This window comes from Mangrovivirga cuniculi (assembly GCF_005166025.1).
Classification (GTDB): Bacteria; Bacteroidota; Bacteroidia; order Cytophagales; family Cyclobacteriaceae; genus Mangrovivirga; species Mangrovivirga cuniculi.
This window is the reverse complement of sequence record NZ_CP028923.1, coordinates 1,785,010-1,806,891: the sequence shown is the minus strand read 5'-3', so window position 1 is coordinate 1,806,891 and position 21,882 is coordinate 1,785,010. Positions and strand designations below refer to the sequence as shown.

The 21,882-nt window shown below is 36.2% G+C and carries 21 protein-coding genes and 1 pseudogene; 4 read left to right on the top strand and 18 right to left on the bottom strand.

What is annotated here, in order from left to right:
* Positions 1-13: 13 nt before the first annotated feature.
* Positions 14-870 (bottom strand): annotated as a pseudogene (gene hisG / locus DCC35_RS08050) (ATP phosphoribosyltransferase).
* 321 nt (positions 871-1,191) lie between these two features.
* On the opposite strand from hisG, the gene DCC35_RS08045 reads away from it, so the two are divergent.
* Entirely contained in the window at positions 1,192-1,578 is a 387-nt protein-coding gene (locus tag DCC35_RS08045) for a PH domain-containing protein (protein ID WP_137090295.1), read from the top strand.
* On the opposite strand, the gene DCC35_RS08040 is transcribed toward DCC35_RS08045, so the two are convergent.
* The 13 genes from DCC35_RS08040 to rocF all read right to left on the bottom strand — a co-directional run bounded on the left by DCC35_RS08040 (position 1,579) and on the right by rocF (position 14,268).
* A complete protein-coding gene (locus DCC35_RS08040; RefSeq protein ID WP_137090294.1) occupies positions 1,579-1,932 on the bottom strand; it encodes a translation initiation factor in 354 nt (117 codons plus the stop codon).
* 59 nt (positions 1,933-1,991) lie between these two features.
* On the bottom strand, positions 1,992-2,693 hold the full coding sequence (locus tag DCC35_RS08035) for a sulfite exporter TauE/SafE family protein (protein WP_137090293.1): 702 nt from the start codon (positions 2,691-2,693) through the stop codon (positions 1,992-1,994).
* The gene (locus DCC35_RS08030) at positions 2,690-3,130 is read right to left on the bottom strand and encodes a FixH family protein (protein ID WP_137090292.1); all 441 of its coding nucleotides are present in this window, start codon (positions 3,128-3,130) and stop codon (positions 2,690-2,692) included. Before DCC35_RS08030 ends, DCC35_RS08035 begins: the two co-directional genes overlap by 4 nt.
* 3 nt (positions 3,131-3,133) lie before the next feature.
* Complete coding sequence (gene ccoG, locus DCC35_RS08025) at positions 3,134-4,279, bottom strand: cytochrome c oxidase accessory protein CcoG (RefSeq protein ID WP_317129017.1); 1,146 nt, start codon at positions 4,277-4,279, stop codon at positions 3,134-3,136.
* Positions 4,276-4,572 carry a hypothetical protein gene (locus DCC35_RS21800; RefSeq protein WP_317129000.1) on the bottom strand — a complete coding sequence of 99 codons (297 nt, stop codon included), beginning with the start codon at positions 4,570-4,572 and terminating at the stop codon, positions 4,276-4,278. The genes ccoG and DCC35_RS21800 overlap by 4 nt, the downstream gene beginning before the upstream one ends.
* 15 nt (positions 4,573-4,587) lie before the next feature.
* Positions 4,588-5,475, bottom strand: a complete 888-nt coding sequence (locus tag DCC35_RS08020) for a cbb3-type cytochrome c oxidase N-terminal domain-containing protein (protein WP_137090291.1) — start codon at positions 5,473-5,475, stop codon at positions 4,588-4,590.
* The gene (locus tag DCC35_RS08015) at positions 5,472-5,663 is read right to left on the bottom strand and encodes a cbb3-type cytochrome oxidase subunit 3 (protein WP_137090290.1); all 192 of its coding nucleotides are present in this window, start codon (positions 5,661-5,663) and stop codon (positions 5,472-5,474) included. Before DCC35_RS08015 ends, DCC35_RS08020 begins: the two co-directional genes overlap by 4 nt.
* 4 nt (positions 5,664-5,667) lie before the next feature.
* Positions 5,668-7,815: a cytochrome-c oxidase, cbb3-type subunit I gene (gene ccoN, locus DCC35_RS08010; protein ID WP_137090289.1), complete on the bottom strand. Its 2,148-nt coding sequence runs from the start codon at positions 7,813-7,815 to the stop codon at positions 5,668-5,670.
* A 109-nt stretch (positions 7,816-7,924) separates the two neighbouring features.
* Positions 7,925-8,089, bottom strand: a complete 165-nt coding sequence (ccoS, locus tag DCC35_RS08005; protein ID WP_137090288.1) for a cbb3-type cytochrome oxidase assembly protein CcoS — start codon at positions 8,087-8,089, stop codon at positions 7,925-7,927.
* On the bottom strand, positions 8,086-10,524 hold the full coding sequence (locus tag DCC35_RS08000; protein ID WP_137090287.1) for a heavy metal translocating P-type ATPase: 2,439 nt from the start codon (positions 10,522-10,524) through the stop codon (positions 8,086-8,088). Before DCC35_RS08000 ends, ccoS begins: the two co-directional genes overlap by 4 nt.
* A gap of 91 nt (positions 10,525-10,615) precedes the next feature.
* The gene (locus tag DCC35_RS07995; RefSeq protein ID WP_137090286.1) at positions 10,616-11,509 is read right to left on the bottom strand and encodes a 1,4-dihydroxy-2-naphthoate polyprenyltransferase; all 894 of its coding nucleotides are present in this window, start codon (positions 11,507-11,509) and stop codon (positions 10,616-10,618) included.
* Position 11,510: 1 nt separating this feature from the next.
* Positions 11,511-13,295 (bottom strand): arginine--tRNA ligase, encoded by a 1,785-nt coding sequence (gene argS / locus DCC35_RS07990; protein WP_137090285.1) that lies wholly within the window; start codon positions 13,293-13,295, stop codon positions 11,511-11,513.
* 22 nt (positions 13,296-13,317) lie between these two features.
* Positions 13,318-14,268 carry an arginase gene (gene rocF, locus DCC35_RS07985; RefSeq protein WP_137090284.1) on the bottom strand — a complete coding sequence of 317 codons (951 nt, stop codon included), beginning with the start codon at positions 14,266-14,268 and terminating at the stop codon, positions 13,318-13,320.
* Between the two features lie 284 nt (positions 14,269-14,552).
* On the opposite strand from rocF, the gene DCC35_RS07980 reads away from it, so the two are divergent.
* Complete coding sequence (locus DCC35_RS07980) at positions 14,553-15,947, top strand: type III PLP-dependent enzyme domain-containing protein (protein WP_137090283.1); 1,395 nt, start codon at positions 14,553-14,555, stop codon at positions 15,945-15,947.
* Here the strand turns inward: DCC35_RS07980 and DCC35_RS07975 are convergent, their stop codons facing one another.
* Positions 15,948-17,309 carry a sensor histidine kinase gene (locus DCC35_RS07975; protein ID WP_137090282.1) on the bottom strand — a complete coding sequence of 454 codons (1,362 nt, stop codon included), beginning with the start codon at positions 17,307-17,309 and terminating at the stop codon, positions 15,948-15,950.
* A 91-nt stretch (positions 17,310-17,400) separates the two neighbouring features.
* Entirely contained in the window at positions 17,401-17,925 is a 525-nt protein-coding gene (locus DCC35_RS07970; protein WP_137090281.1) for a D-glycero-alpha-D-manno-heptose-1,7-bisphosphate 7-phosphatase, read from the bottom strand.
* Between the two features lie 93 nt (positions 17,926-18,018).
* Here DCC35_RS07970 and DCC35_RS07965 point away from each other — a divergent pair, with 93 nt between their 5' ends.
* Positions 18,019-18,777 carry a polyprenol monophosphomannose synthase gene (locus DCC35_RS07965; protein ID WP_137090280.1) on the top strand — a complete coding sequence of 253 codons (759 nt, stop codon included), beginning with the start codon at positions 18,019-18,021 and terminating at the stop codon, positions 18,775-18,777.
* On the opposite strand, the gene DCC35_RS07960 is transcribed toward DCC35_RS07965, so the two are convergent.
* Positions 18,755-19,978 carry an ABC transporter permease gene (locus tag DCC35_RS07960; RefSeq protein ID WP_137090279.1) on the bottom strand — a complete coding sequence of 408 codons (1,224 nt, stop codon included), beginning with the start codon at positions 19,976-19,978 and terminating at the stop codon, positions 18,755-18,757. The genes DCC35_RS07965 and DCC35_RS07960 overlap by 23 nt on opposite strands.
* A gap of 102 nt (positions 19,979-20,080) precedes the next feature.
* On the opposite strand from DCC35_RS07960, the gene DCC35_RS07955 reads away from it, so the two are divergent.
* Positions 20,081-21,202, top strand: coding sequence for an exo-beta-N-acetylmuramidase NamZ family protein (locus DCC35_RS07955; RefSeq protein ID WP_246070191.1), 1,122 nt, complete (start codon positions 20,081-20,083; stop codon positions 21,200-21,202).
* On the opposite strand, the gene DCC35_RS07950 is transcribed toward DCC35_RS07955, so the two are convergent.
* Positions 21,199-21,849 carry a pseudouridine synthase gene (locus tag DCC35_RS07950; RefSeq protein WP_137090277.1) on the bottom strand — a complete coding sequence of 217 codons (651 nt, stop codon included), beginning with the start codon at positions 21,847-21,849 and terminating at the stop codon, positions 21,199-21,201. The two genes, DCC35_RS07955 and DCC35_RS07950, sit on opposite strands and share 4 nt — an antisense overlap.
* Positions 21,850-21,882 lie beyond the last annotated feature (33 nt).

The following is a 21,882-nucleotide window of genomic DNA, read 5'->3' as shown; positions in this document are numbered from 1 at the left end:
AAATTCTTAGGGACTATTGGATCATTTTTTCAATTGGGACAACCAGGATACCTTCCGCACCTGCATCTTTAAGCTTCTCGATTCTATCCCAGAATTCATCTTCATTGATTACAGAATGCAGACTGCTCCATCCTTCCTGTGCCAATGGTAATACAGTAGGACTTCTCATTCCTGGAAGTATATCAATGATCTCTTCCACCTTATCATTAGGTGCGTTAAGAAGAATATACTTATTGTTTTTACTTTTAAGAACTGAATCTATACGAAAGATCAGCTTGTTCAGTATCTCCTTTTTTCTGCGGGCATTTCAGGTGATGATACCAGAACTGCTTCTGATTTAAATATGACCTCCACTTCTTTTAAGCCGTTCATAAACAAGGTACTACCAGAGCTTACTATATCACAAACTCCTTCAGCAAGTCCTATCCCTGGTGCGATTTCAACTGATCCTGAGATTTCGTGTATATCTGCATTTACTTCCTTTTCATCGAGGTATTTTTGTAATAAATTCGGATATGAGGTTGCAATGTTTTTACCTTCAAAATAGTTAACATTGGTATAATTCTCTGATTTCGGGACAGCAAGAGAAAGGCGGCATTTAGAAAACCCAAGCCTTTTATTTATATCAAGGCCTTTTGACTTTTCAACAAGAACATTTTCTCCAACAATACCAAGATCGGCGATACCATCCTCTACGTATCCTGGAATATCATCATCCCTGAGAAATAAAAATTCGATGGGGAAGTTTGAAGCCTCAGCTTTTAATGTTCCTCTGCCATTGTTAAACTTGATGCCACATTCTTTAATTAACTTGAGAGAGTCTTCACTTAATCTCCCTGATTTTTGTACTGCTATTTTTAATTTCGTCATGATAAATGTCTTCTGATTGAATATAATAGATTAGCTGAAAAAATGTTTTCAGTTTTTCAATATGGGGAAAATCCCCTTTATGGGTGATATATAATAATAATTCCTCCTCAGGAGGAATGATGGATATGATGATGTACATGAGCACATGTAGCTGTTTGGGCAACAGCTTTTTGAAGTGTGATCATATTTTTGATTTCCTTGTACATCGATGGCAAATGTATACCCCTTTTTTTAAATATAAAAGGTGATAAAAGATTTTTTTAATTTAATACTTAAGCTATCTGACTGGTAATCGCACATAATATTATGTAATTTCACCATATGGTAGTTAAAAGCAAACCGGGAGGATTATATCTAAGTATTGTAACGGTATTATTAATTGTCACAACGTATGGTGTGGTAGTAGATTGGTGGGCCTTTGCTGCTATAGCAGGATCAATATTCTTATTTGTTTTAACTTTTATCAGGACATTTTACAGAGTACATAATAATAGTCTGTATATCTTAAGTGGTTTTTTTTATACTAAAAAACTGGATCTGAATAAGCTGGAATCGATAGAAAACGTCAATTCCTACAAACTTGCTCCGGCATTATCCAATAAGCGATTAAGATTGAAATTTAGTGACGGAGAGACTGTAGATATTTCGATGGATTCTCAATTAGAAGATTCATTTAAAAATGAATTGAAAAAATCTACAGCCAGCTAATCAACCACCAGCTTTTTTAGCACTATATCCCTTTTCAGTCAGGTATTTCTCAACCTTGTCTCTGTTATCTCCCTGGATAATTATCTCGCCATTTTTCGCAGATCCACCCACTCCACATTTTGATTTCAATTCTTTACCAAGCGATTTCAAATCTTCCTCAGTACCAACGAATCCTTTAATCACTGTAGCTATCTTTCCTCCACCCTTTCTATCCAGCCAGATTCTTAGATCTTGTTCAGATGGCTCAAGAGTTTCCTCTTCCTCGCCGCCTTCATAGGAATACTCAAAATCATCACTGGTAGAATAAACAACTCCTTCTCTATTCTTAAATTTATTTTTCTTCTGACGTCCCATTTCGATATTTTTTGTAAAAATACACAAGATTTGAGGGAGGAACAAAAAAGAATATATGATCAACCCCCGCAGATAGTAATAGCTGCATCACCACCTCTTCGCACGACTTCCTGAAAATCAGGGCTGATTACATAAAAAGTGCGTGCCACTACTAAAAGACCAATTATAAAAACAAATATTGCCGCTCTGCCTGAACTTAACAGCCTCAATACACCAGATCGCACGACAGGAAATATAGAAATAAACATCAAGGCTGGCCATGTACCTAATCCGAAAAGCACCATAAAAAGTACGGATTGTTTTATCTCCGGCTGAACAAGAGCAGTTGCAAGAGCAACATATACCAGCCCACATGGTAAAAAGCCGTTAAACATTCCCATGAGAAAAACGCCAGCAGAGCTTTGTGTTTTATAAGCTTTACTTACTTTAAGTTTTAATCCGGAAAGTAATTTGGTAACTGGCTTGGATACTATATTCTCAAACTTTTTTATCCCATTGAATAATGCAAGAACCATTAACATCAAACCTATGAGAATGGCAAAATAATGCTGAATGCCTGTAAATTTCAATCCGGCTCCGGCAAGACCAATTGCTAAACCAAGAAGAGCATAGGTAACCAGCCTTCCTGAATGATAGAGTAGTTTTCGACCAATCAATGCACTGCCTTTACTTTTTGTGGTAACCATCATATCTAGTGGCCCACACATTAAAACACAATGCCAGCTGCCGGTCAGTCCTAATATCAGCGCTGGAAGTATCATTGGATAAATACAGGCTTTTCAGTATAATATTCCCGGGAAGTATCCTTCCATCTCAGCTTCAGCAAATATTGCCCTTTAGTCATTCCCTTCAGATCAAAATTGAAAGATGATTCATCCCCATTTTCAGCCAGGGTTATTTTCCTGTCCAGATTTGGATTATCGACTCTGTAAAAATGAACTAATCCTTCAACCGGAATATTACCTTTTGCAAAGGTCAGCGAAAGAGTTTGTTGGTTATCGTTTAACTCTATTTCCGGCTTAACATCAAGATTATTGAAATTTTTCATTTTATCAATCACATCCTGATAAGCAAGTTCTTCTTTATAATATTCCTTTTCTACCAGGTAGTAATCCTGTTTCATCGCCACTGTAACCAATGTTCCCATAATGGCAATAAAGGCTACAAAAGCAATAATAATTTTATGTCCCCAATTCATGATTTAATATTTTATTGGTCCAAGAAAATTCACTTTTTCACTATCTATTAACTTACCCTCCTCATTATAAACCCCTATTTTAACCGGGGTTTTTGTTTCGGTGAGATCCGTATCATCGAATTTAAGCAGAAGACTTCCTTCATACCTTTCAGCCGGTTCAAGAACCATGTCTTTTGAATCTCCTACGCTAAGCAATGCATGTGGACTATCAATTACTTTAAATTCTATTCTCTGTGTTTTTTGCGTTTTATTGGTAAGCTGAACATCATACAGATTAATATAAAGCCCGGTTTCATCTTCTTTTTGATAAGTAAAGCCTGGTTTTTTCTGTATAGTTAAACTTATATCACTACGTGTAAACAATAGAAAACTAAATAATATCATCAAAACACCTAAAACCCCGGTATATGCAATTCTTCGAGGTGTGATCAATTTTTTAACCCCATCCTTGATACTATTAAACGAAGCATATCGTATCAACCCTTTAGGTTTTCCGATTTTAGTCATCACCTCATCGCAGGCATCAATACAAGCCGTACAATTCACACATTCCAGCTGAGTGCCATTTCGAATATCTATTCCAGTCGGACAAACATGAACACAAAGTTTACAGTCGATACAATCTCCCTTATCTTCCTGTACCTGCCCCCGTTTCAGCTTACCTCTTGGCTCTCCTCTTACCCAGTCATAAGCAACTACAATACTATCTTTATCGAGCAAGACTCCTTGCAGACGACCATATGGACAAACAACCGTACAAGCCTGCTCTCTGAAATAGGTAAATACCCAAAAGAAAATTCCGGTAAAAAAGATCAGGCCAAGAAAGCCACTCCAGTTTTCAGTCGGTGGAGAGGTAACTAATTTTTCGACAGTTTCAATTCCTACCAGGTAGGCCATTGCAGTATGGCCAATAAGAATTGAAATGATCAGGAAAATACCATATTTAAGTCCCCTTTTAAAGATCTTCTCACTATTCCATTTTTGCTTTGCCAGCTTTCTTTGCTTGTTTGCATCTCCATCTATCCAATATTCGATCTTGCGAAATACCAATTCCATAAAAATGGTTTGAGGACAGGCCCATCCGCACCATAAACGCCCGAAAGCAGTAGTAAACAGAATAATAAAAACAAAAAATATTATAAGGATCAATGCCAATAGAAAAAAGTCCTGGGGCCAGAATGCCTGCCCAGAACATAAAATTCTCTATCGAAAATATTTATAAGTAAAAACGGGTTGCCGTTGATCTTGATAAAAGGTGTAGCGAAAAACAGAACAAGTAATACAATTGAAACAATGTTTCTGGCATTATAATACCGTCCTTTTGGTTTTTTGGGATAAACCCAGACCCTTTTCCCTTCGCTATCAACAGTGGCAATCGTATCTCGAAATTCTTCATCATATGAATAAAGATCTTCCTGTACGCTATTTTTGTTTTCACTCATTATCTATCTCTCCTTCTACTCTTCTTCGTATTCAAATACTTCTCCCTGGGGTGCTTTTGGATTTTCTGGTTCAGTTCCGTACATGCTGTGAATATACGATGTTACATTTCGCATTTGAACTTTAGTTAATTGGTCTTCCCATGAGATCATCCCTTTTGCTGGAACTCCATTTTTGATAGTCATATAGATATCCTCAGCAGACCCACCATGTATCCAGTACTCATCAGTTAAATTAGGACCAACCTGACCTCCCATATCATTTCTATGGCATACTGCACAATTTGCCTCGAATACTAACTTTCCATTCTCTATATGAGCAGGATCATCCGTAAAAGAAAGACTTGATTCATCAATAACATTTGCCATTTTTTCTGCTTCTGCTTTTGCTTCAGCTACTGCGATCTCATACTCCTCTGCTTGTAGTGGAGCCGCATCAAACACATGATAAACCAGCATATATCCAATACCCCAGACAATACTGATCCAGAACAAAGCTTTCCACCAGGGTGGCAAGTGATTATCGAGTTCCCTAATCCCATCATAATCATGATCAAGTTCGATATCTTCTTCTTCCTCTACAGGAACAGCATCATTGACTTTTGTAAGCCAGCTACTCCAGGTAGTTTCAGATTCCTCTTCGACCGGCAATCCCTCTTTAACCCTTTTTTCACGAACGATCATTTTAACCACGCTCAGCGTATATACTACTGCCAAAAGCACTAGTAAAGCAACTACCAGCAGGCCTAATGTTAATACACCCAGAATTAATTCTGTCTCGGAAAGATTTTGTATCGTTTCATATAATCCTTCACTTTCTTCCTGAGCACTGGCATAATTCAAAGTAAAAAAAGCCAGTACCGGAATTAAAATTGCTTTATTTAAAATTTGAGATAAGTATTTCATGATTTTTCTCCGGATTCAGGTAAAACATCATCATCAGCTAGTGGTATGGAAGCTATCTCATCAATCGTTTCCTTGTCATGACTCATCACATAGAGAGTCAGACCCACGAAGAATACCACAAAAATTACCAGGCTGATTATTGGCCAGATGGCCACGTTATCAATTTGTTCGAAATAATGCTTAAACATAATTTTATTTATTTGCGGTTTCTTCTGTTTTAGTTTTCGCGTTAATATCCTTACCTAATCTTTCGAGGTAAGCAATCAGAGCTACAATTTCTGATTCAGGAACGATCACCTGATCTTTTAGCTCCTCATTTTGCGACTTGATCTCTTCGACTACCTTATTTGCCTGGGCCATATAATCCTGTACAGCGATTTTTTCATACCCATCCTGATATGGAACTCCAAGGTTTCTCATTGCTGAAATCTTCGGCAGAACTGTCTCTGGATCTACGACATCCTCATACAACCATGGGTATGGAGGCATAATCGAACCTGGTGATGTACTAGTTGGCTCGTACATGTGGCTAAAGTGCCAGCTTTCAGTAAGTCGGTCTCCAACTCTATGAAGATCCGGACCGGTTCTCTTAGAGCCCCACAGGAACGGATGATCATAAACAAATTCACCAGCCTTAGAATACTCTCCATATCTGACAGTTTCACTTCGGAAAGGCCTGATCATTTGAGAGTGACAGTTGTTACAACCTTCTCTTATATAAATATCTCTGCCTTCAAGTTCTAATGGCGTATAAGGTTTAACACTACTGATCGTCGGAACATTCGATTTCACCAGGAATGTTGGTACCATTTCAATTACTCCACCAATTACAATCGCTACAAAAGCAAGTGTTGTGAATAGAACCGGTTTTCTTTCCAGTACACTATGCCAGTGTCCACCGGTGATCTTTTTCTTCTCAAGAGCAGGAGCCTCATCTGCTTCATCTGATAAGAATTTACCCTGTTTTGCAGTTTTAACCAGGTTATAAGACATCATGATCGCTCCTGTCAGGTAAAGTGCGCCTCCAACGGCTCTCATAACGTACATTGGCTTAATTGAATTCACCGTTTCAAGGAAATTACCGTAAACCAATAATCCATCAGGAGTAAATTGTTTCCACATCAAACTCTGAACAACACCTGCTACATACATTGGAAGAGCATAGATCACAATTCCCAGTGTTCCTATCCAGAAGTGAGTATTAGCCAATTTAGTTGACCAAAGTTTCGTCTGATACATTTTTGGTATCAGATAGTAAAGCATACCAAATGCCAGGAATCCATTCCATCCAAGTCCCCCGATGTGAACGTGGGCAATAATCCAGTCACTGAAGTGAGCGATGGCGTTAATATTTTTCAGAGATAAAAGTGGTCCTTCAAGCGTAGCCATACCGTAAGCAGTAACTGCTACTACCATAAATTTAAGAACCGGATCTTCGCGAACCTTGTCCCACGCTCCTCTAAGAGTAAGAAGACCATTAAGCATACCACCCCAGCTTGGTGCAATAAGCATGATAGAAAACACTGTGCCTAAAGACTGAGCCCAATCAGGAAGTGAAGTATAAAGTAAGTGGTGAGGTCCAGCCCAGATATAAATAAATATCAACGACCAGAAGTGAATGATAGACAATCGATAAGAATATACCGGTCGGTTTGCCGCCTTAGGCAGGAAGTAGTACATCAGCCCCAAAACAGGTGTCGTAAGGAAAAATGCCACAGCATTGTGCCCGTACCACCATTGAACTAATGCATCTTGTACTCCGGCATACCACGAATAACTTTTAAGAAAAGTTACGGGCATTTCGAATGAATTCACCACGTGTAGTACTGCAACTGTTATGAAAGTGGCTATGTAGAACCAGACAGCCACATACATATGTCGCTCCCTCCTTTTCAGAATAGTACCGATCATGTTTATACCAAATATCACCCAGATAACAGTGATAGCGATATCTATCGGCCATTCAAGCTCTGCATATTCCTTTGATGTTGTTATACCCAGAGGGAGAGTAATTGCTGCCGCCAGAATTATTGTTTGCCATCCCCAGAAGTTGATCCATGATAATGCATCACTAAACATTCTGGTTTTAAGCAATCGCTGCAGTGAATAATAAACTCCGGCAAAAACACTGTTACCAACGAATGCGAAGATGATCGCATTGGTATGTAGAGGTCTAAGCCTTCCGAAAGTAGTGTAGGGAATACCCAGATTAAGATCAGGGTAAAATAACTGAATAGCTACGGTAAGCCCCACTAGCATACCGACTAACCCAAATACCACAGTGGCAATGATAAATGCCCTGACTATCCGGTTATCGTACTCAAACTTTTCTAGTGTCATAATCTTATTTGATTTCTGTAATCTATTTTCTGTATTTAATCGCTAAGGTATCTTTCAGCTGAAATTTCCCCGCTGACAGGATTCATTTCGGGTGGTGATAAAAATCATATTAGGACGAATCAGATTGATTTTCTGACTTACTGTCGAACAACATTCTCCGGGCCGGAGCATCAGTATCATCGAATTGTCCGGCCTTTACTGCCCTGATAAACAAGACTAAAAAGGTAAGAGCAACTACCAGACTGGTGGCTATCAGAATTATTATTATTTTCATTTTATTAGAGATTTTTTACCAAGAAATTTTATTACCAACGTGGAAAAAGCGACAATAGTGATTGAACTCAGAGGCATGAGAATAGCTGCAAAGACAGGTGTCAGCATACCTGCCGCTGCAAAGGTCAATCCGACCAGGTTATACAAAAGAGAAATAGTAATCCCTGCCCACAAAACCTTACCGGAGCTTTTTGCGAATCTTAATATTTGGGGTAGCTTAGAAAGGTTTTTTCCGATTACTATGGCATCACTGGCAGGAGTAAAAGAAGTGGTTTGATCGGTGACAGCAAGCCCAAAATTAGCTGCTTTTAATGCTCCTGCATCGTTAAGACCATCTCCTACCATTAGAACCTTTTTACCACTTTTCTTCAGATCAATTACGCTCTCAAGTTTTTGATCAGGTTTTTTATTGAAATGAAGCTCAGCTTTATTACCTGAAAGGTCTGCTAAATTGGATTTTTCGTTATCGTTATCGCCACTTAAGACTGATAAGTCATATTTCATCTTGGATAGTTGATCGAAGAGATCATCAATCCCATCCCGGTATTCCGGCTTAATCTCAAAATATCCTATAAATTCATTATTGATCGAAAGACAAACTGACGATGAAGGAACTTCCTTATTGGTTTCAATAAATTCTCTCGACCCCAGTTTATAAATCTCATCATTTACTCTTCCGGATATTCCTTTCCCTGAAACCTCTGTGAATTCTTCAATAAGGGCATCAAGTTTCGTATTTGATTCCAACAAATATTCAGAAACAGCAACACTGAGTGGATGTACTGACTGACTGCACAACGTTGCAATATTTGCTTTCTGGCTTCTTAAAAGTGGTTTATATCCTACGAAATTGACTTTTGAATTATCCTTAGTAGTAAGAGTTCCTGTTTTATCAAAAATAATGTGGTCGATCTTTAGAAGCTTCTCTATGAGATCAGAGTTTCGAAGGTAAAATCCAATATTTCCCAATACACTTTGTGCACTACCAAAAGTATAGGGTATTGTCAAAGATAAAGCACAGGGACATGCAACAATTAAAATGGCTGTAAATACACTAACAGTTTTCCCAGGTTCTATAAAATACCAGCCGATGGCAAAAGAGAAGGCCAGAAATAAAATCACCCAGGTGAAATATTTTGCTACTCTGTTTAATATTTTATCAGCAACAAATTCATCTGATTTATTAAAGATCTCATTATTCCATAGTGAAGTAAGATAACTTTGAGACAATACTTTTTTCACTTCAAAAGAAGATGATTTCCCTATCAATTTCCCTCCTGCAAATATCAATTCCCCCTTACCTTTTTTAACAGGACGAGACTCTCCCGTTACAAAGCTATAATCAATTAATGCTGAATCATCTTTGACAATACAATCAACAGGGATTACTTCCGTATTTCTAATCTGGATAACATCTCCTTTAGCAAGGTCTCGTACAGGAATTACTTCTCTGGAATTGTCATTCTTAATTCTATGTATTGCCAGAGGGAAATATGAAGTAAAACTTCTGTCGAAAGATAGATTTCTGTAAGTCCTGTTTTGAAACCATCTACCTGTGAGGAGAAAAAATAATAATCCGGCTAGTGAATCAAAATAGCCCGGCCCTGTTTCGGAAAAGACCTCATAGGAACTATAAAAAAACAAGGTGATTATACCGATAGAGACAGGGACATCAATATTCAGATATTTTTGCTGCATTCCACTCCATGCAGATTTAAAATATACCGTACTACAATAAAAAAATACAGGGATTGCCAGTAAAAAATTAACTAAACCAAAATATGGAGCGAACTCACCAAGATCATCATCCAGGCCAAGATATTCAGGAAAGCTCATAAGCATGATATTACCGAATGCAAAACCGGCAACACCAATCCTGATCATCAAACTTCGCGATTCATTATCGATCTGTTCAGCTTGTTCATCTTCCAGTGAGATATGAGGTGGATACCCAATTTTCTTCAGAAGAACTGCCAATTCTTTTAAAGACAATAATTCAGGATTGTAATCAATGGTTACTCTCTTTTTACCAAAGTCTACAACAGACCTGATAACTCCTTCATTTAACCTGTAGAGATTTTCCAGCAACCATAAACAAGAACTACAATGTATCGCTGGAACCTGGAATATTATTTTATTAAAATCTTCGGAGGAATATTTTAAAAGAGATGATTGTATTTCTTCATTTTCGAGAAAATCATAAATTTCATTATCCTCTGAAACTTTTAAGCCGGGATCAGGATCAATTTTATAATAATCCTGAAGACCACTGGCAGAGAGGATTTCAAAAGCAGTTTTGCAGCCAGCGCAGCAAAATGCTTCATTTTCAAAATAAATTATATCATTCTGGTGCTCAGGAAGAGCATCATTACAATGACGACATTTATTATCAATCGAAGTTTTACCTAATACCTCTTGAAACGAATTCTGCTGCATACTTTTTACTATCAGGCCATTTTACCAAGTAAAAATATGCGTACTGTGCAGTTCCCCGGCTAACAAAAATCAGTATAGCCAGTGATATAAGTCAAGGGTAGATCAGGCCGATACCAAAAAGTATTACAAATATTAGTGTTGAAGCTGCTAACTGCTTTAAATATGGATCAAGATGCTTAGGGTCTTTAATAGTGATAACTGCGTATAGATTCTTAGCCAAAAGTGGAATCACCAATAAAAAAAGCCATTGCCACACAGATGAGTAATTATAAAAGGTGAAAACAGCAGCACAAACTATCGCCCCAAAAAGAAGAAAAGCATGATATATGACACTATTCTTTCTTCCTATTCTTACGGGAATACTGTATTTACCTGCCTTCTTATCAGAATCTATATCTCTGATATTATTAACATTCAAAACACCTGTGGCTAATAGGCCACAACTTGAAGCAGGTAGTAGAATATCGGGTCTAAAAGTCTCTGAAAACAAAAAATAAGTACCTCCAACACCAACATATCCGAAAAAGATCATGACAAAAAGGTCTCCAAATCCTTTATATCCATACGGATTATTTCCCGCGGTATAATTAACAGCTGCAAATAGAGCAGCTAAACCCAATCCAAGAAAAATAAATAGCAATTTAAGGTTATCTCCGAAAGATGCTATCAGCAGACTTAATCCACTTATGAATGCTAATGAACCACAAATAATTATGGCCCATTTCATTTGAGATTTAGATATTGTTCCAGATTGAACTGCACGAGCTGGTCCCAACCTGTCCACAGAATCGGCACCATGGATACTATCACCATAGTCATTTGCCAGATTAGACAGCACTTGTAAAAGAATAGTAGTCAGGATGGTCAGAATAAAAATAGTCGTATTCCACTGACCATCAGCTTTAGCTAATACTGCTCCCATTCCCACGCAAGCTAATGCGAGAGGTAGGGTTCTTAATCTGAAAGCTTCAATCCAAACCTTCATGTTACATTCTTTCAGGTACTGAAATACCTAATAATCCCATAGATAATTTTATAACTCTTGCTAACTGTGCGCTTAAGGCAACTCTGAAAGTACGAAGATCTTTATCATCTTCTCCCAGGATAGAAAGTTCCGCGTAAAACCTGTTATATTCCTTTGCCAGGTCATAGGCATAATTTGCTATTACTGCAGGACTTAATTCTTCTGCGGCTAGTTTTAGTTTATTATGATATTCAGAGATCAGGTAGATAAGATCTTTTTCGGTGTCTGATATTTCTATTGATTCAGAAAGGCCTTTTTGATATTCAATACCGAGCTGATCAGCTTTTCTAAGGATAGCAGAAATTCGAGCATGAGTATATTGAATAAATGGCCCCGTATGACCTTGAAATTCAATCGACTCTTTCGGATCAAAAAGCATTCTTTTCTTAGGATCTACCTTGAGCAGGAAATACTTTAGAGCTCCAAGACCTAATGTGTCGTAAAGTTCTTTTGCTTGTTCCTCATCAAATCCATCGATCTTTCCAAGTTCTTCGGTATGTTCCTGCGCTGTTTTTACCATTTCATTCATCAGGTCATCAGCGTCAACAACAGTACCTTCACGAGACTTCATTTTCCCGGTTGGAAGATCGACCATTCCATAAGAAAGATGGTATAAACCACCGGCAAATGGCTTATCTAATTTCTTTAATAAAGTAAACAAAACAGTAAAGTGATAATCCTGTTCGTTACCTACTACATAAATGGATTTATCAAAATTAAGGTCTTTATATCGTTGATCAGCAGTACCCAGATCCTGAGTCATATATACTGCAGTTCCATCGCTTCGCAGTAAAAGTTTTTCATCAAGCTTTTCTTCATTGAGGTCAGCCCAGACAGAACCATCATCCTTTTTGTAGAAAACTCCTTTATCAAGACCTTCATTAACCAGATCCTTTCCAAGCAAATAAGTATCAGATTCATAATAATACTTATCAAAATCGACCCCCATACGGTCATAAGTCTGCTCAAAACCCTGGTAAACCCAACTATTCATTTTTTTCCACAATTCCACGGTTTCAGAATCCCCGGCTTCCCATTGTTTAAGCATTTCCTGAGCCTCCAGAAGAATTGGTGCTTTTTTCTTGGCCTCCTCTTCATCCATTCCATCAGCTACCAGAGCAGCTATTTCCTGTTTATATGCCTTATCAAACGCTACGTAATAATTTCCTACCAGATGATCACCCTTGATACCTGCTGATTCCGGAGTTTCATTTTCTCCGAATTTTATATAAGCAACCATCGATTTACAAATATGGATACCACGGTCATTAATTATTTGAACCTTATCTACAGGATATCCATTAGCCTTCAGGATATTAGCTGTTGAATAACCAAGAAAGTTATTTCTTAAGTGCCCAAGGTGAAGAGGTTTATTCGTATTTGGAGATGAATATTCAATACAAAATCTTTCATCCTTTTGAGGTAAGGTACCAAAGTTTTTGTTGGATAATACTTCATTTATAGTATCGATGAAAGCCTTATCAGTTAGTGAAAGATTTAAAAATCCTTTAACAGTATTATAATCTTTTACTACATCACAATTTTCTTTTAGATAATCACCAATTGCAGCCCCGGATTCCTCAGGGCTTTTCCTGGTTACGCGAAGGAAGGGAAAAACAACAAAAGTATACGTACCTTCAAACTCTTTCCTTGTTGGCTGAAGTGAAATATCTTCTGGTAATTCATGATCAAATACTTTTTTAAAAGCATCTTTAATATTATTAATGATCGTTTCTTCTAAATTCATCTTCTTCGCGTATAACTATTAATCAGAAATTTTCTATAAGTGATTTTGTGGTATTCTCAAGAATATCAAAGGCATTTTCTGCCATTAAATTTTCAGTATCAAGGGTTGGATTCACCTCTACTATCTCCCAACAACAAACCTTTTTTTCCTTGATTATTTCTTCATTAAGAAGTTTTGCTTCTTCAACTGACAATCCACCAGGAACTGGTGTACCAGTACCTTTTGATATGCGAGAGTCAATGCTGTCAACATCAAAAGAAACATAAATATTTTCGCAGTGGCTAAGCATTTCAGTCGCTTCTTTAGCAACCTGCTTTATCCCTTTTCTGCTTATTTCTTCCGGAGTAAAGTTTTTGATACCGTGCTTTTCCATTAAATGTTTTTCAGGATCTTCAGTATCTCTGACCGAAATAAAAACTATGTCACCAGGATCAATTTTAGGTCCTTTTACTCCAACATTTTTAATGTCCTCCCAGATCTCACGAGTCCCTTCGGTGATATCATTTACCTGCATTTCTTTATTATCCAGACCCGTAACCATTGCCAGTGGCATACCATGCATGTTTCCGGAAGGTGTAGTGTAGGGTGAATGAAGATCTGCATGCGCATCAATCCATATCACGCCAAGCCTTTGATCTGGCCTGTTCTTTTTAATACCACATATAGTTCCTGCAGCTGTAGAATGATCTCCGGCAAGAACTATCGGAAACCTCTTTTCATTCATCACATCATTCACAGTAGAGCAAACTCTTCGAACCATGGTATGAACTCCATCTATATGTTTTGCATGCGGATAATTATTCTTCAGAAAAAGTAAATTATTCTCATCATCCACATTTACTGAATCGAAAGTGCCAAAATATTGTGAATCTCTATCCAGGCTGGCAACTTTCAAAGCTTCTATACCAAGGCTGGCTCCTCTGGTACCTGCGGCTATTTCGGACCTTACTTCTATAAGTTTAACTTTATTCATCTGGGCTAATCTTAAGATTTTTCAATGTTCAAAAATACAAAACTGGATGCGCAAAAATAAAAGTATTGGACTATAAAACCAGTTCAAAATCACTTTAGTTAAATTAAAGATTTTTGTACCGAGTCAATATTTCCTATTTTTATATGATTACATTATATATATAGTCTTACTTAAAATAAGTTCTTTTATTAATGATCATATTTTTCGTTACCACATATAGCAAAAATTCAACGAAAATATCTGATTATTGCGGTTTATTAAATGCCTTAATTAATAAATATTGAATGAAAAGTTATTTTGATCTTATTGAACAGACTTTTTATTTCCCTCAGGAAGAATTTAAAGTCAGCAATAACGAACTTTTATTTAATGATATTCCGCTTATGGATATCATTAAACAATATGGAACACCTCTGAGATTGACTTATCTGCCAAAAATAGGTCAAAATATAAATTCAGCAAGGGAGTGGTTTCATAAGGCCATGAAAAAACATAATTACGATGGTGATTACACCTATTGTTATTGTACAAAATCATCTCATTTTAAGTTTGTAATCGATGAGGCCTTAAAAAATAAAGTCCATATAGAAACTTCATCTGCTTTTGATATAAAGATTGTGGAATCCTTATTCAACGAAGGGAAAATAACTAAGGATCATTATATTGTTTGCAATGGTTTTAAAAGGCCTACTTACACAGAGTATATCTCCAATTTATTAAATGATGGTTTTCACAATTGCATTCCTGTGCTCGATAACATGCGCGAACTGGATTATTATGAAGAAAATGTGAAAGGTGATTATAAATTAGGATTAAGGGTCGCTGCAGATGAAGAACCAAAATTTGAATTTTATACTTCCAGGTTAGGCATTCGTTATAATGAGATCGTTGATTTTTATAAAGATAAGATAAAAAATAAATCCAGGGGCAAGCTCAAAATGCTCCATTTCTTTATAAACACAGGGATAAGAGACACCGCCTATTACTGGAGTGAATTAAGCAGATTCATTTACAAATATTGCGAACTTAAAAAGATCTGTCCTGAACTGGACACGATAGATATTGGAGGTGGATTCCCAATTAAAACCTCTCTGGGATTTGAATTCGATTATGAAGCCATTGTCGATCAGATCATCGAAAACATCAAGTGGATCTGCAATAAAAATCATGTTCCGGTTCCTAATATATTCACAGAATTCGGCAGTTTTACTGTGGGAGAAGCAGGAGCTTTCATCTATAACATTCTGGATCAGAAGCTTCAAAATGATAAAGAACTCTGGTATATGATCGATTCTTCATTTATTACCAATCTGCCAGATAGTTGGGGATTAAATCAAAAATGGATCCTTTTATCAGTAAATAAATGGGATGATAATTTTCATAAGGTAAACCTTGGTGGCCTGACTTGTGATAGTATGGATTATTATAATTCAGAAATGCACAGTTCTGAGGTATTCCTTCCTAAAATCGAAAATGACGAACCTCTTTATATTGGTTTCTTCCATACAGGAGCCTATCAGGAAACCTTAGGTGGCTATGGAGGTATTCAGCATTGTCTTATCCCCGCCCCCAAGCATGTCGTGATCGATAGGGATGAGAACGGAGAAATAACTTCTTATTTATTTAGTGAAGAACAAAGGCATGAGAGTATGCTTGAAATACTTGGATACGGGAAATAACTAATCAGAAACTTTTAAAGGAATGGAAATCTTAACTTCTGTTCCTTTAATATCTTTTCCGTTTATGCTTAAATGACCACCGATTTTATCCAATTGAGATTTAACAAGGTATAAACCGTATCCTTTTCCACTTAATGTCTCACCTCCTTTATTATACATTCCAATCCCGAAATCACTTTTACTACCTGAATAGCCTATTCCATTATCGATAACCTTAAAATACGCTAATCCACTTTTTGAAATTAAAGACACCTTGACTTCGGGTCTGTCTTCTCTGGAAGAAAACTTAATTGCATTATGAATAATATTGTTGAAAATATTGGAATAAAAAGCAGGATTACCATTTGCTATAATATCACTCTCAATTTCAGAATTAATTTCTGTGTTATTTTCAGAAGTATATTTTTCAAGATTTTTTAACTCAGCATTTAAAATATCAGTGATATTTACCGTTTCAACTTTCTCAGTTAATTGAACATCTACAACTCTTGAGAGATCATCTGTAATTTCCCTGAGTTCACTGGCAGAAGCCCTTATCCTATAAATGATTTCTTCAACTCGAAAATCATCAGTAAAGTCTGATGGAATTATTTGTAATAGTCCTGAGATTTGAGAAATAGGCAGTTTTAAGTCGTGAGCAATAATAGAAGCAAATTTTTCCAGATTTTCATTCTTTATTTGAAGCTCTTTATTTTTCTTTTCCAACTCCACATTATTTTTGAATACATCATCTTCCAATCCTTTATTATATTTTTGGAGCTGGAGGTTTTGTTCTGTTATGAGTGAATGCTGCTCTTCTATTTTCTTATTTTTTTCTTTCAATAAGCTGATAGCCTTTTCATGTCTTGATTGAACCCTTAGGTAATATTTCTTATAACTAGATAAAATGTAGCCTGCTAAAGAAATTACTACTATAAGAATTAGTCCGTGACTAATTAAAACTTGCGGGTATTCAAAATTATTTACCTTATCGGGGTAATTATATTCAAGAAAAAATAATGTTAGGATATTTATTATTATTATTGGAACCACCCCCTTTTTCCAGATATTATCAAATACTACCAATAAGAAAAGTACGATTAATATAAAAAGATAAGGAATTGAACTTCTGAATCCTCCCGACTGAAACCAGGTCATATTTAAAATAAGCAGAACAGTAACTCCAAATATCTTGCTTACTAAAGTGATATTAGTGATCCTTCTTGAAAAGAAATATAATGATACGATAAAAATAAGAGCTATTATTTCGAATATGACCAGATTAATATCTTTAGCTATATAAAGATTATTTAATAGCAATAAAATCGTAGCAAGAATGCTCAGTGTTAAAACCCTTAAAAATATTTTCTTTTCAGGGGACATTAATTTATAGTTAACGATAAAAAATCAGCTCTTTCCACAACCAGCAATTATACAAAAAGAAATAGAAAAATTTAAATTTTACACCTTTTAATTACGATAATACGTGCTTCACAAACTCATGGAATGAATCTACAATAAGATCGGCATATTCAAATTTATCACCAGTTCCAACAGTTTTAATTTTTAATCTTTTAGCTGGTAACAGGTCTCTGTCTTTATCGCCAATCATAAATGAAACATCAGGATCGATCATAAATTTATTTATTGCTCTTTCAAACATTAAAGCTGCAGGTTTTCTTGAAAGTGATTTACTAACCGTCGGATGCCATGGACAAAAATAAACTGCGTCTATTATATTATCAGTTTGTTGATGTAAATAATCATGACATGCCTGCATATCCGCTCTTGAATAAAGTCCTCTTGATATTCCGGCTTGATTTGTAATTATTAATAATTTGTAACCTTCCAGCTTTAATTTTTTTAAGCCATCGATTACTCCTGGCAAGATCTCAAAATCTGAAACCTTAAAAGTATATTCACCTCGTTCTCTGTTAATTACCCCATCACGATCTAGAAATATGGCTTTATTTTTGTAACTATTTACTTTTGGTTGCATACCGCTAATTAACAAGATTTATGAAAATTTGCCTTAACATTGTCTGTTTATCTGACGAGAAAGATTATATATTTGCTACTCTTAAATAACATTATGAGTAAAGCCCTTGTAATTATACCGACCTATAACGAAAAGGAAAACATCGAAGAAATGGTGTGGGAGGTATTCTCTTTGCCTGTTGCTTTCCATCTTCTTATTGTTGACGATGGTTCTCCTGACGGAACGGGTGATATTGTTAAAGAATTACAAAAGGAATTTAAAGACCGGCTACATCTTATAGAAAGAAAAGGCAAATTAGGACTTGGTACTGCCTATATTACTGGTTTTAAATATGCTCTGGAAAACGATTATGATTTCGTTTTTGAAATGGATGCTGACTTTTCTCATAATCCTAAGGATCTTGTAAAATTATATCATGCCTGCAATGATGAGGGAGCTGACCTCGCTATAGGCTCAAGATATTTAACAGGTGTAAATGTGGTTAACTGGCCAATGGGCAGAGTTTTGATGTCATATTTCGCCTCAAAATATGTTCAATTTATAACTGGAATGCCTATTTATGATGCCACAGCAGGATTTAAATGTTATTCTCGAAAGGTTCTTCAACGCATCGAATTAGATAAAATCAGGTTTATAGGATATGCCTTTCAGATTGAAATGAAATTTAAAGCCTGGAATTATGGTTTTAAGATTAAAGAGATTCCAATAATTTTTACAGACAGAGCAAAGGGCCAATCTAAAATGTCAGTAAATATTTTTAAAGAGGCAATTTTTGGAGTGATCAGCATGAAAGTGAACAGCCTTTTCAGAAAATATCCTCCGAAACATGTTAGTCAAAGCGAATCGCTTTAACCGGTTTCACCCGGCTTATTATATATGCCGGCAATAATATTATTATTCCAATCAAAACAAAGGTCAATAAATTCACCAAGACAAAAGCCTTCCAGTTCCATTCAATCGGCACATAGCTCATGTAATAGTTTACCGGATCAAGAGGGATCAATTTAAACTTATACTGAATATAGCAAAAACCAAAAGCAAATATATTTCCAAAGAACAGTCCTTTCAGCACTATTTTTAACAATCGAATGGTGAATATCCTGATAATTAAAGATTGCCTGGCACCAAGAGCCTTTAACATACCAATCATTTGTGTACGTTCCATCATTAATAGTAATGAGGGAGCTATCATATTGACCCCAGCTACAAATAAGGTAATAACCAGAAGGATCAACACATTCATATCTATCAATCCCATCCAATCAAAAATTTGTCTGTATTTATCGCTTGTTTTATCGGCATATTGACCGGCAGGAGTATTATCATTAATCGTGGCCTGTATCTGATCAATATTTTCAAGATCTTCAATAAATATTTCATAACCACCGATCTGACCTGCTGACCAGTTATTAAGGTTTTGCACTAATGCAAGGTCACCGATTACAACTTTATCGTCAAAATCTTCCAGTCCGGTTTCATAAACTCCCTTAATAATCAAGTTTCTGAATCGGACCGGATCCTGCACAAAAAACACCATAACTGTATCATTGAGGGATAATTTAAGCAAGTCCATTAGCTTTTTAGAAATTACTACTTCTTTGCTATCATCATTACCTGAAAAATCCGGAGCCTCACCGGCAATCATATTTACCTTAAACCGATCCCAGTCATAATTTTCGTCAACTCCCTTTAAAACTATTCCCTGAACTTCCTCATCAGTTTTCAGTATACCCCCTTTAAGGGCAATCTTCTGTAAATGCTCAATTCCATTATATGATTTATAATTTTCTATAAAATCATTAGACCCTGGAATGGGAGGCAATTCCACCGAACTGTTCAGACTAAAGCGAGATACAACTATGTGTCCACTAAGGCTGTAAGCTTTGTTTTTTATCGTTTTTTGAAACCCTCCAAGTATGGCGAAGGAAATCACCAATATACCAATCCCAATAGCTACACTTATAGAAGCAACTTTTGTGGCTGTAGATGAAAAAGTGCTTTTTTCAGTCTGGCTCGTCTTTTGTGCTATAAAATAGGCAACATTAAAGGGCATATTTGCAATTTATTGCTTTGATTTGAATAATTTGAAATACAGAATTCAAAACTAATGGTTTTATTAAGGAATATTATTTTTAATATAATACTTTTTTTGCTTTTGGCCTACAACCTTCAATCGCAGGAAAAGTTTGCTACCGGTGCAGAAAGAACTACAGAATATTTTGATCTGTTAAAAGATAAAAAAGTCGGACTTGTAGTGAATGCTTCGTCACTTGTCAATGAAGTTCATCTTATTGATACACTTTTATCTGCTGATATCAACATTAAAAAAATATTCGCCCCTGAACACGGACTAAGGGGAACTGCTGACGCCGGCGAAGTTATTAAAGATGGGATAGACCAGAAAACGGGTTTACCTGTTTACTCTCTTTACGGTAAAAATAAAAAGCCATCTCAGGAAATGCTGGAAGGTCTTGATGTAATTATTTTCGACATTCAGGATGTGGGGGTTAGATTTTATACCTATATAAGCACAATGCATTATGTAATGGAAGCTTGTGCTGAAGCGAATATTCCTTTAATGATTCTTGACAGACCTAATCCAAATGGTCATTATATAGACGGTCCGGTTTTAGAACCTAAATATTCATCTTTTGTTGGTATGCATCCAATTCCAATAGTCCATGGCTTAACAGTTGCAGAATTGGCTAGAATGATTAATGGCGAAGGATGGTTGGAAAATAAGGATCAATGTGCCTTACAGATCATCCCTATGAGTGGTTATACACATTCAATGCCTTACGAGCTTCCCATTAAGCCAAGTCCAAATCTGCCCAATAAAAATTCTATTGCATGGTACCCTACCCTATGTCTTTTTGAACCCACAAACATAAGCGTGGGAAGAGGGACTTATGAACCATTCCAAATTTATGGTGCGCCAATAGAGAATTTTGGACCTTATAAATTTAAGCCTGTTTCCATCGATGGGATGTCTAAATATCCTAAGCATGAAAATAAAACGTGTTATGGTTATAACTTAGAAAACAATCCCTTACCTACGGAGATTAGGATGGATTTAATTATTGAAGCATACAACAGATATCCTGAGATGAACAACTTTTTTACCAGTGAAGGTTTTTTCATTAAACTTTCAGGTACTGATAAATTATTAAAACAGATAAAAGAAGGGAAAAGTGCTGAAGAAATTAAAAAGTCCTGGAAAGAAGATCTAAAGAACTATAAAAATTTAAGAAAGAGATATCTTCTTTATGAAGATTAAATTTTCACATTGGTATTATTATAAATCCATTCTTTATTTACTTCTTTTAATTGACCGGGAGTCATATTTTCGATAGTGACATCTTCAATTCTATAGCGCAGTAACCTCAAGGTTGGAAATCCGATTGCAGCTGTCATTCTCCTGACCTGCCTGTTTTTACCTTCCTGGATTTTTAATTTAATCCATGGAGTTTTATGATGTTGTCTTACCGGAGGATGTCGATCAGGAATCCAGGATATCTCTTCTTCAGTTAAAAATGAAGCCTGACCTGGTAACGTATTATATTTTTTTCCTTTAATACTGATCTCTACTCCATCTGCTAGTTTGGCCAGATCTGGTTCAGTTATGTCTCCTTCAACCTGCACCCAATATTCTTTCCAGTGCTCTTTGGCCGGGCTTTGTAATTCAGCTTTAAACTGTCCATCGTTAGTTAATATCAATAATCCCTCACTATCACCATCTAATCTTCCTATAGAATAGATATCATCAGAGGGTAATTGGCCAAGGTCAGCTAAAGTTTCCCTTTTACCTTCCGGACTAAATTGGCTCAACATACCAAACGGTTTCCAAGCCAGGAAATAATATAGTTTTTCCGGCTTTGGTTTTTTAAATCTCTTTCTAAAACCCCGATGAGTATTTTTCTTCATAGTGTAAAACTAAAAAAAGGCCGACATAATGCC

What these genes read in the sequence shown, in the direction of transcription:
- DCC35_RS08045 (WP_137090295.1), top strand. Translation starts at nt 1,192, where the DNA reads ATGGTAGTTAAAAGCAAACCGGGAGGATTATATCTAAGTATTGTAACG.
- DCC35_RS08040 (WP_137090294.1), bottom strand. Translation starts at nt 1,932, where the DNA reads ATGGGACGTCAGAAGAAAAATAAATTTAAGAATAGAGAAGGAGTTGTT.
- DCC35_RS08035 (WP_137090293.1), bottom strand. Translation starts at nt 2,693, where the DNA reads ATGATACTTCCAGCGCTGATATTAGGACTGACCGGCAGCTGGCATTGT.
- DCC35_RS08030 (WP_137090292.1), bottom strand. Translation starts at nt 3,130, where the DNA reads ATGAATTGGGGACATAAAATTATTATTGCTTTTGTAGCCTTTATTGCC.
- DCC35_RS21800 (WP_317129000.1), bottom strand. Translation starts at nt 4,572, where the DNA reads ATGAGTGAAAACAAAAATAGCGTACAGGAAGATCTTTATTCATATGAT.
- DCC35_RS08020 (WP_137090291.1), bottom strand. Translation starts at nt 5,475, where the DNA reads ATGAAATACTTATCTCAAATTTTAAATAAAGCAATTTTAATTCCGGTA.
- DCC35_RS08015 (WP_137090290.1), bottom strand. Translation starts at nt 5,663, where the DNA reads ATGTTTAAGCATTATTTCGAACAAATTGATAACGTGGCCATCTGGCCA.
- ccoN (WP_137090289.1), bottom strand. Translation starts at nt 7,815, where the DNA reads ATGACACTAGAAAAGTTTGAGTACGATAACCGGATAGTCAGGGCATTT.
- ccoS (WP_137090288.1), bottom strand. Translation starts at nt 8,089, where the DNA reads ATGAAAATAATAATAATTCTGATAGCCACCAGTCTGGTAGTTGCTCTT.
- DCC35_RS08000 (WP_137090287.1), bottom strand. Translation starts at nt 10,524, where the DNA reads ATGCAGCAGAATTCGTTTCAAGAGGTATTAGGTAAAACTTCGATTGAT.
- DCC35_RS07995 (WP_137090286.1), bottom strand. Translation starts at nt 11,509, where the DNA reads ATGAAGGTTTGGATTGAAGCTTTCAGATTAAGAACCCTACCTCTCGCA.
- argS (WP_137090285.1), bottom strand. Translation starts at nt 13,295, where the DNA reads ATGAATTTAGAAGAAACGATCATTAATAATATTAAAGATGCTTTTAAA.
- rocF (WP_137090284.1), bottom strand. Translation starts at nt 14,268, where the DNA reads ATGAATAAAGTTAAACTTATAGAAGTAAGGTCCGAAATAGCCGCAGGT.
- DCC35_RS07980 (WP_137090283.1), top strand. Translation starts at nt 14,553, where the DNA reads ATGAAAAGTTATTTTGATCTTATTGAACAGACTTTTTATTTCCCTCAG.
- DCC35_RS07975 (WP_137090282.1), bottom strand. Translation starts at nt 17,309, where the DNA reads ATGTCCCCTGAAAAGAAAATATTTTTAAGGGTTTTAACACTGAGCATT.
- DCC35_RS07970 (WP_137090281.1), bottom strand. Translation starts at nt 17,925, where the DNA reads ATGCAACCAAAAGTAAATAGTTACAAAAATAAAGCCATATTTCTAGAT.
- DCC35_RS07965 (WP_137090280.1), top strand. Translation starts at nt 18,019, where the DNA reads ATGAGTAAAGCCCTTGTAATTATACCGACCTATAACGAAAAGGAAAAC.
- DCC35_RS07960 (WP_137090279.1), bottom strand. Translation starts at nt 19,978, where the DNA reads ATGCCCTTTAATGTTGCCTATTTTATAGCACAAAAGACGAGCCAGACT.
- DCC35_RS07950 (WP_137090277.1), bottom strand. Translation starts at nt 21,849, where the DNA reads ATGAAGAAAAATACTCATCGGGGTTTTAGAAAGAGATTTAAAAAACCA.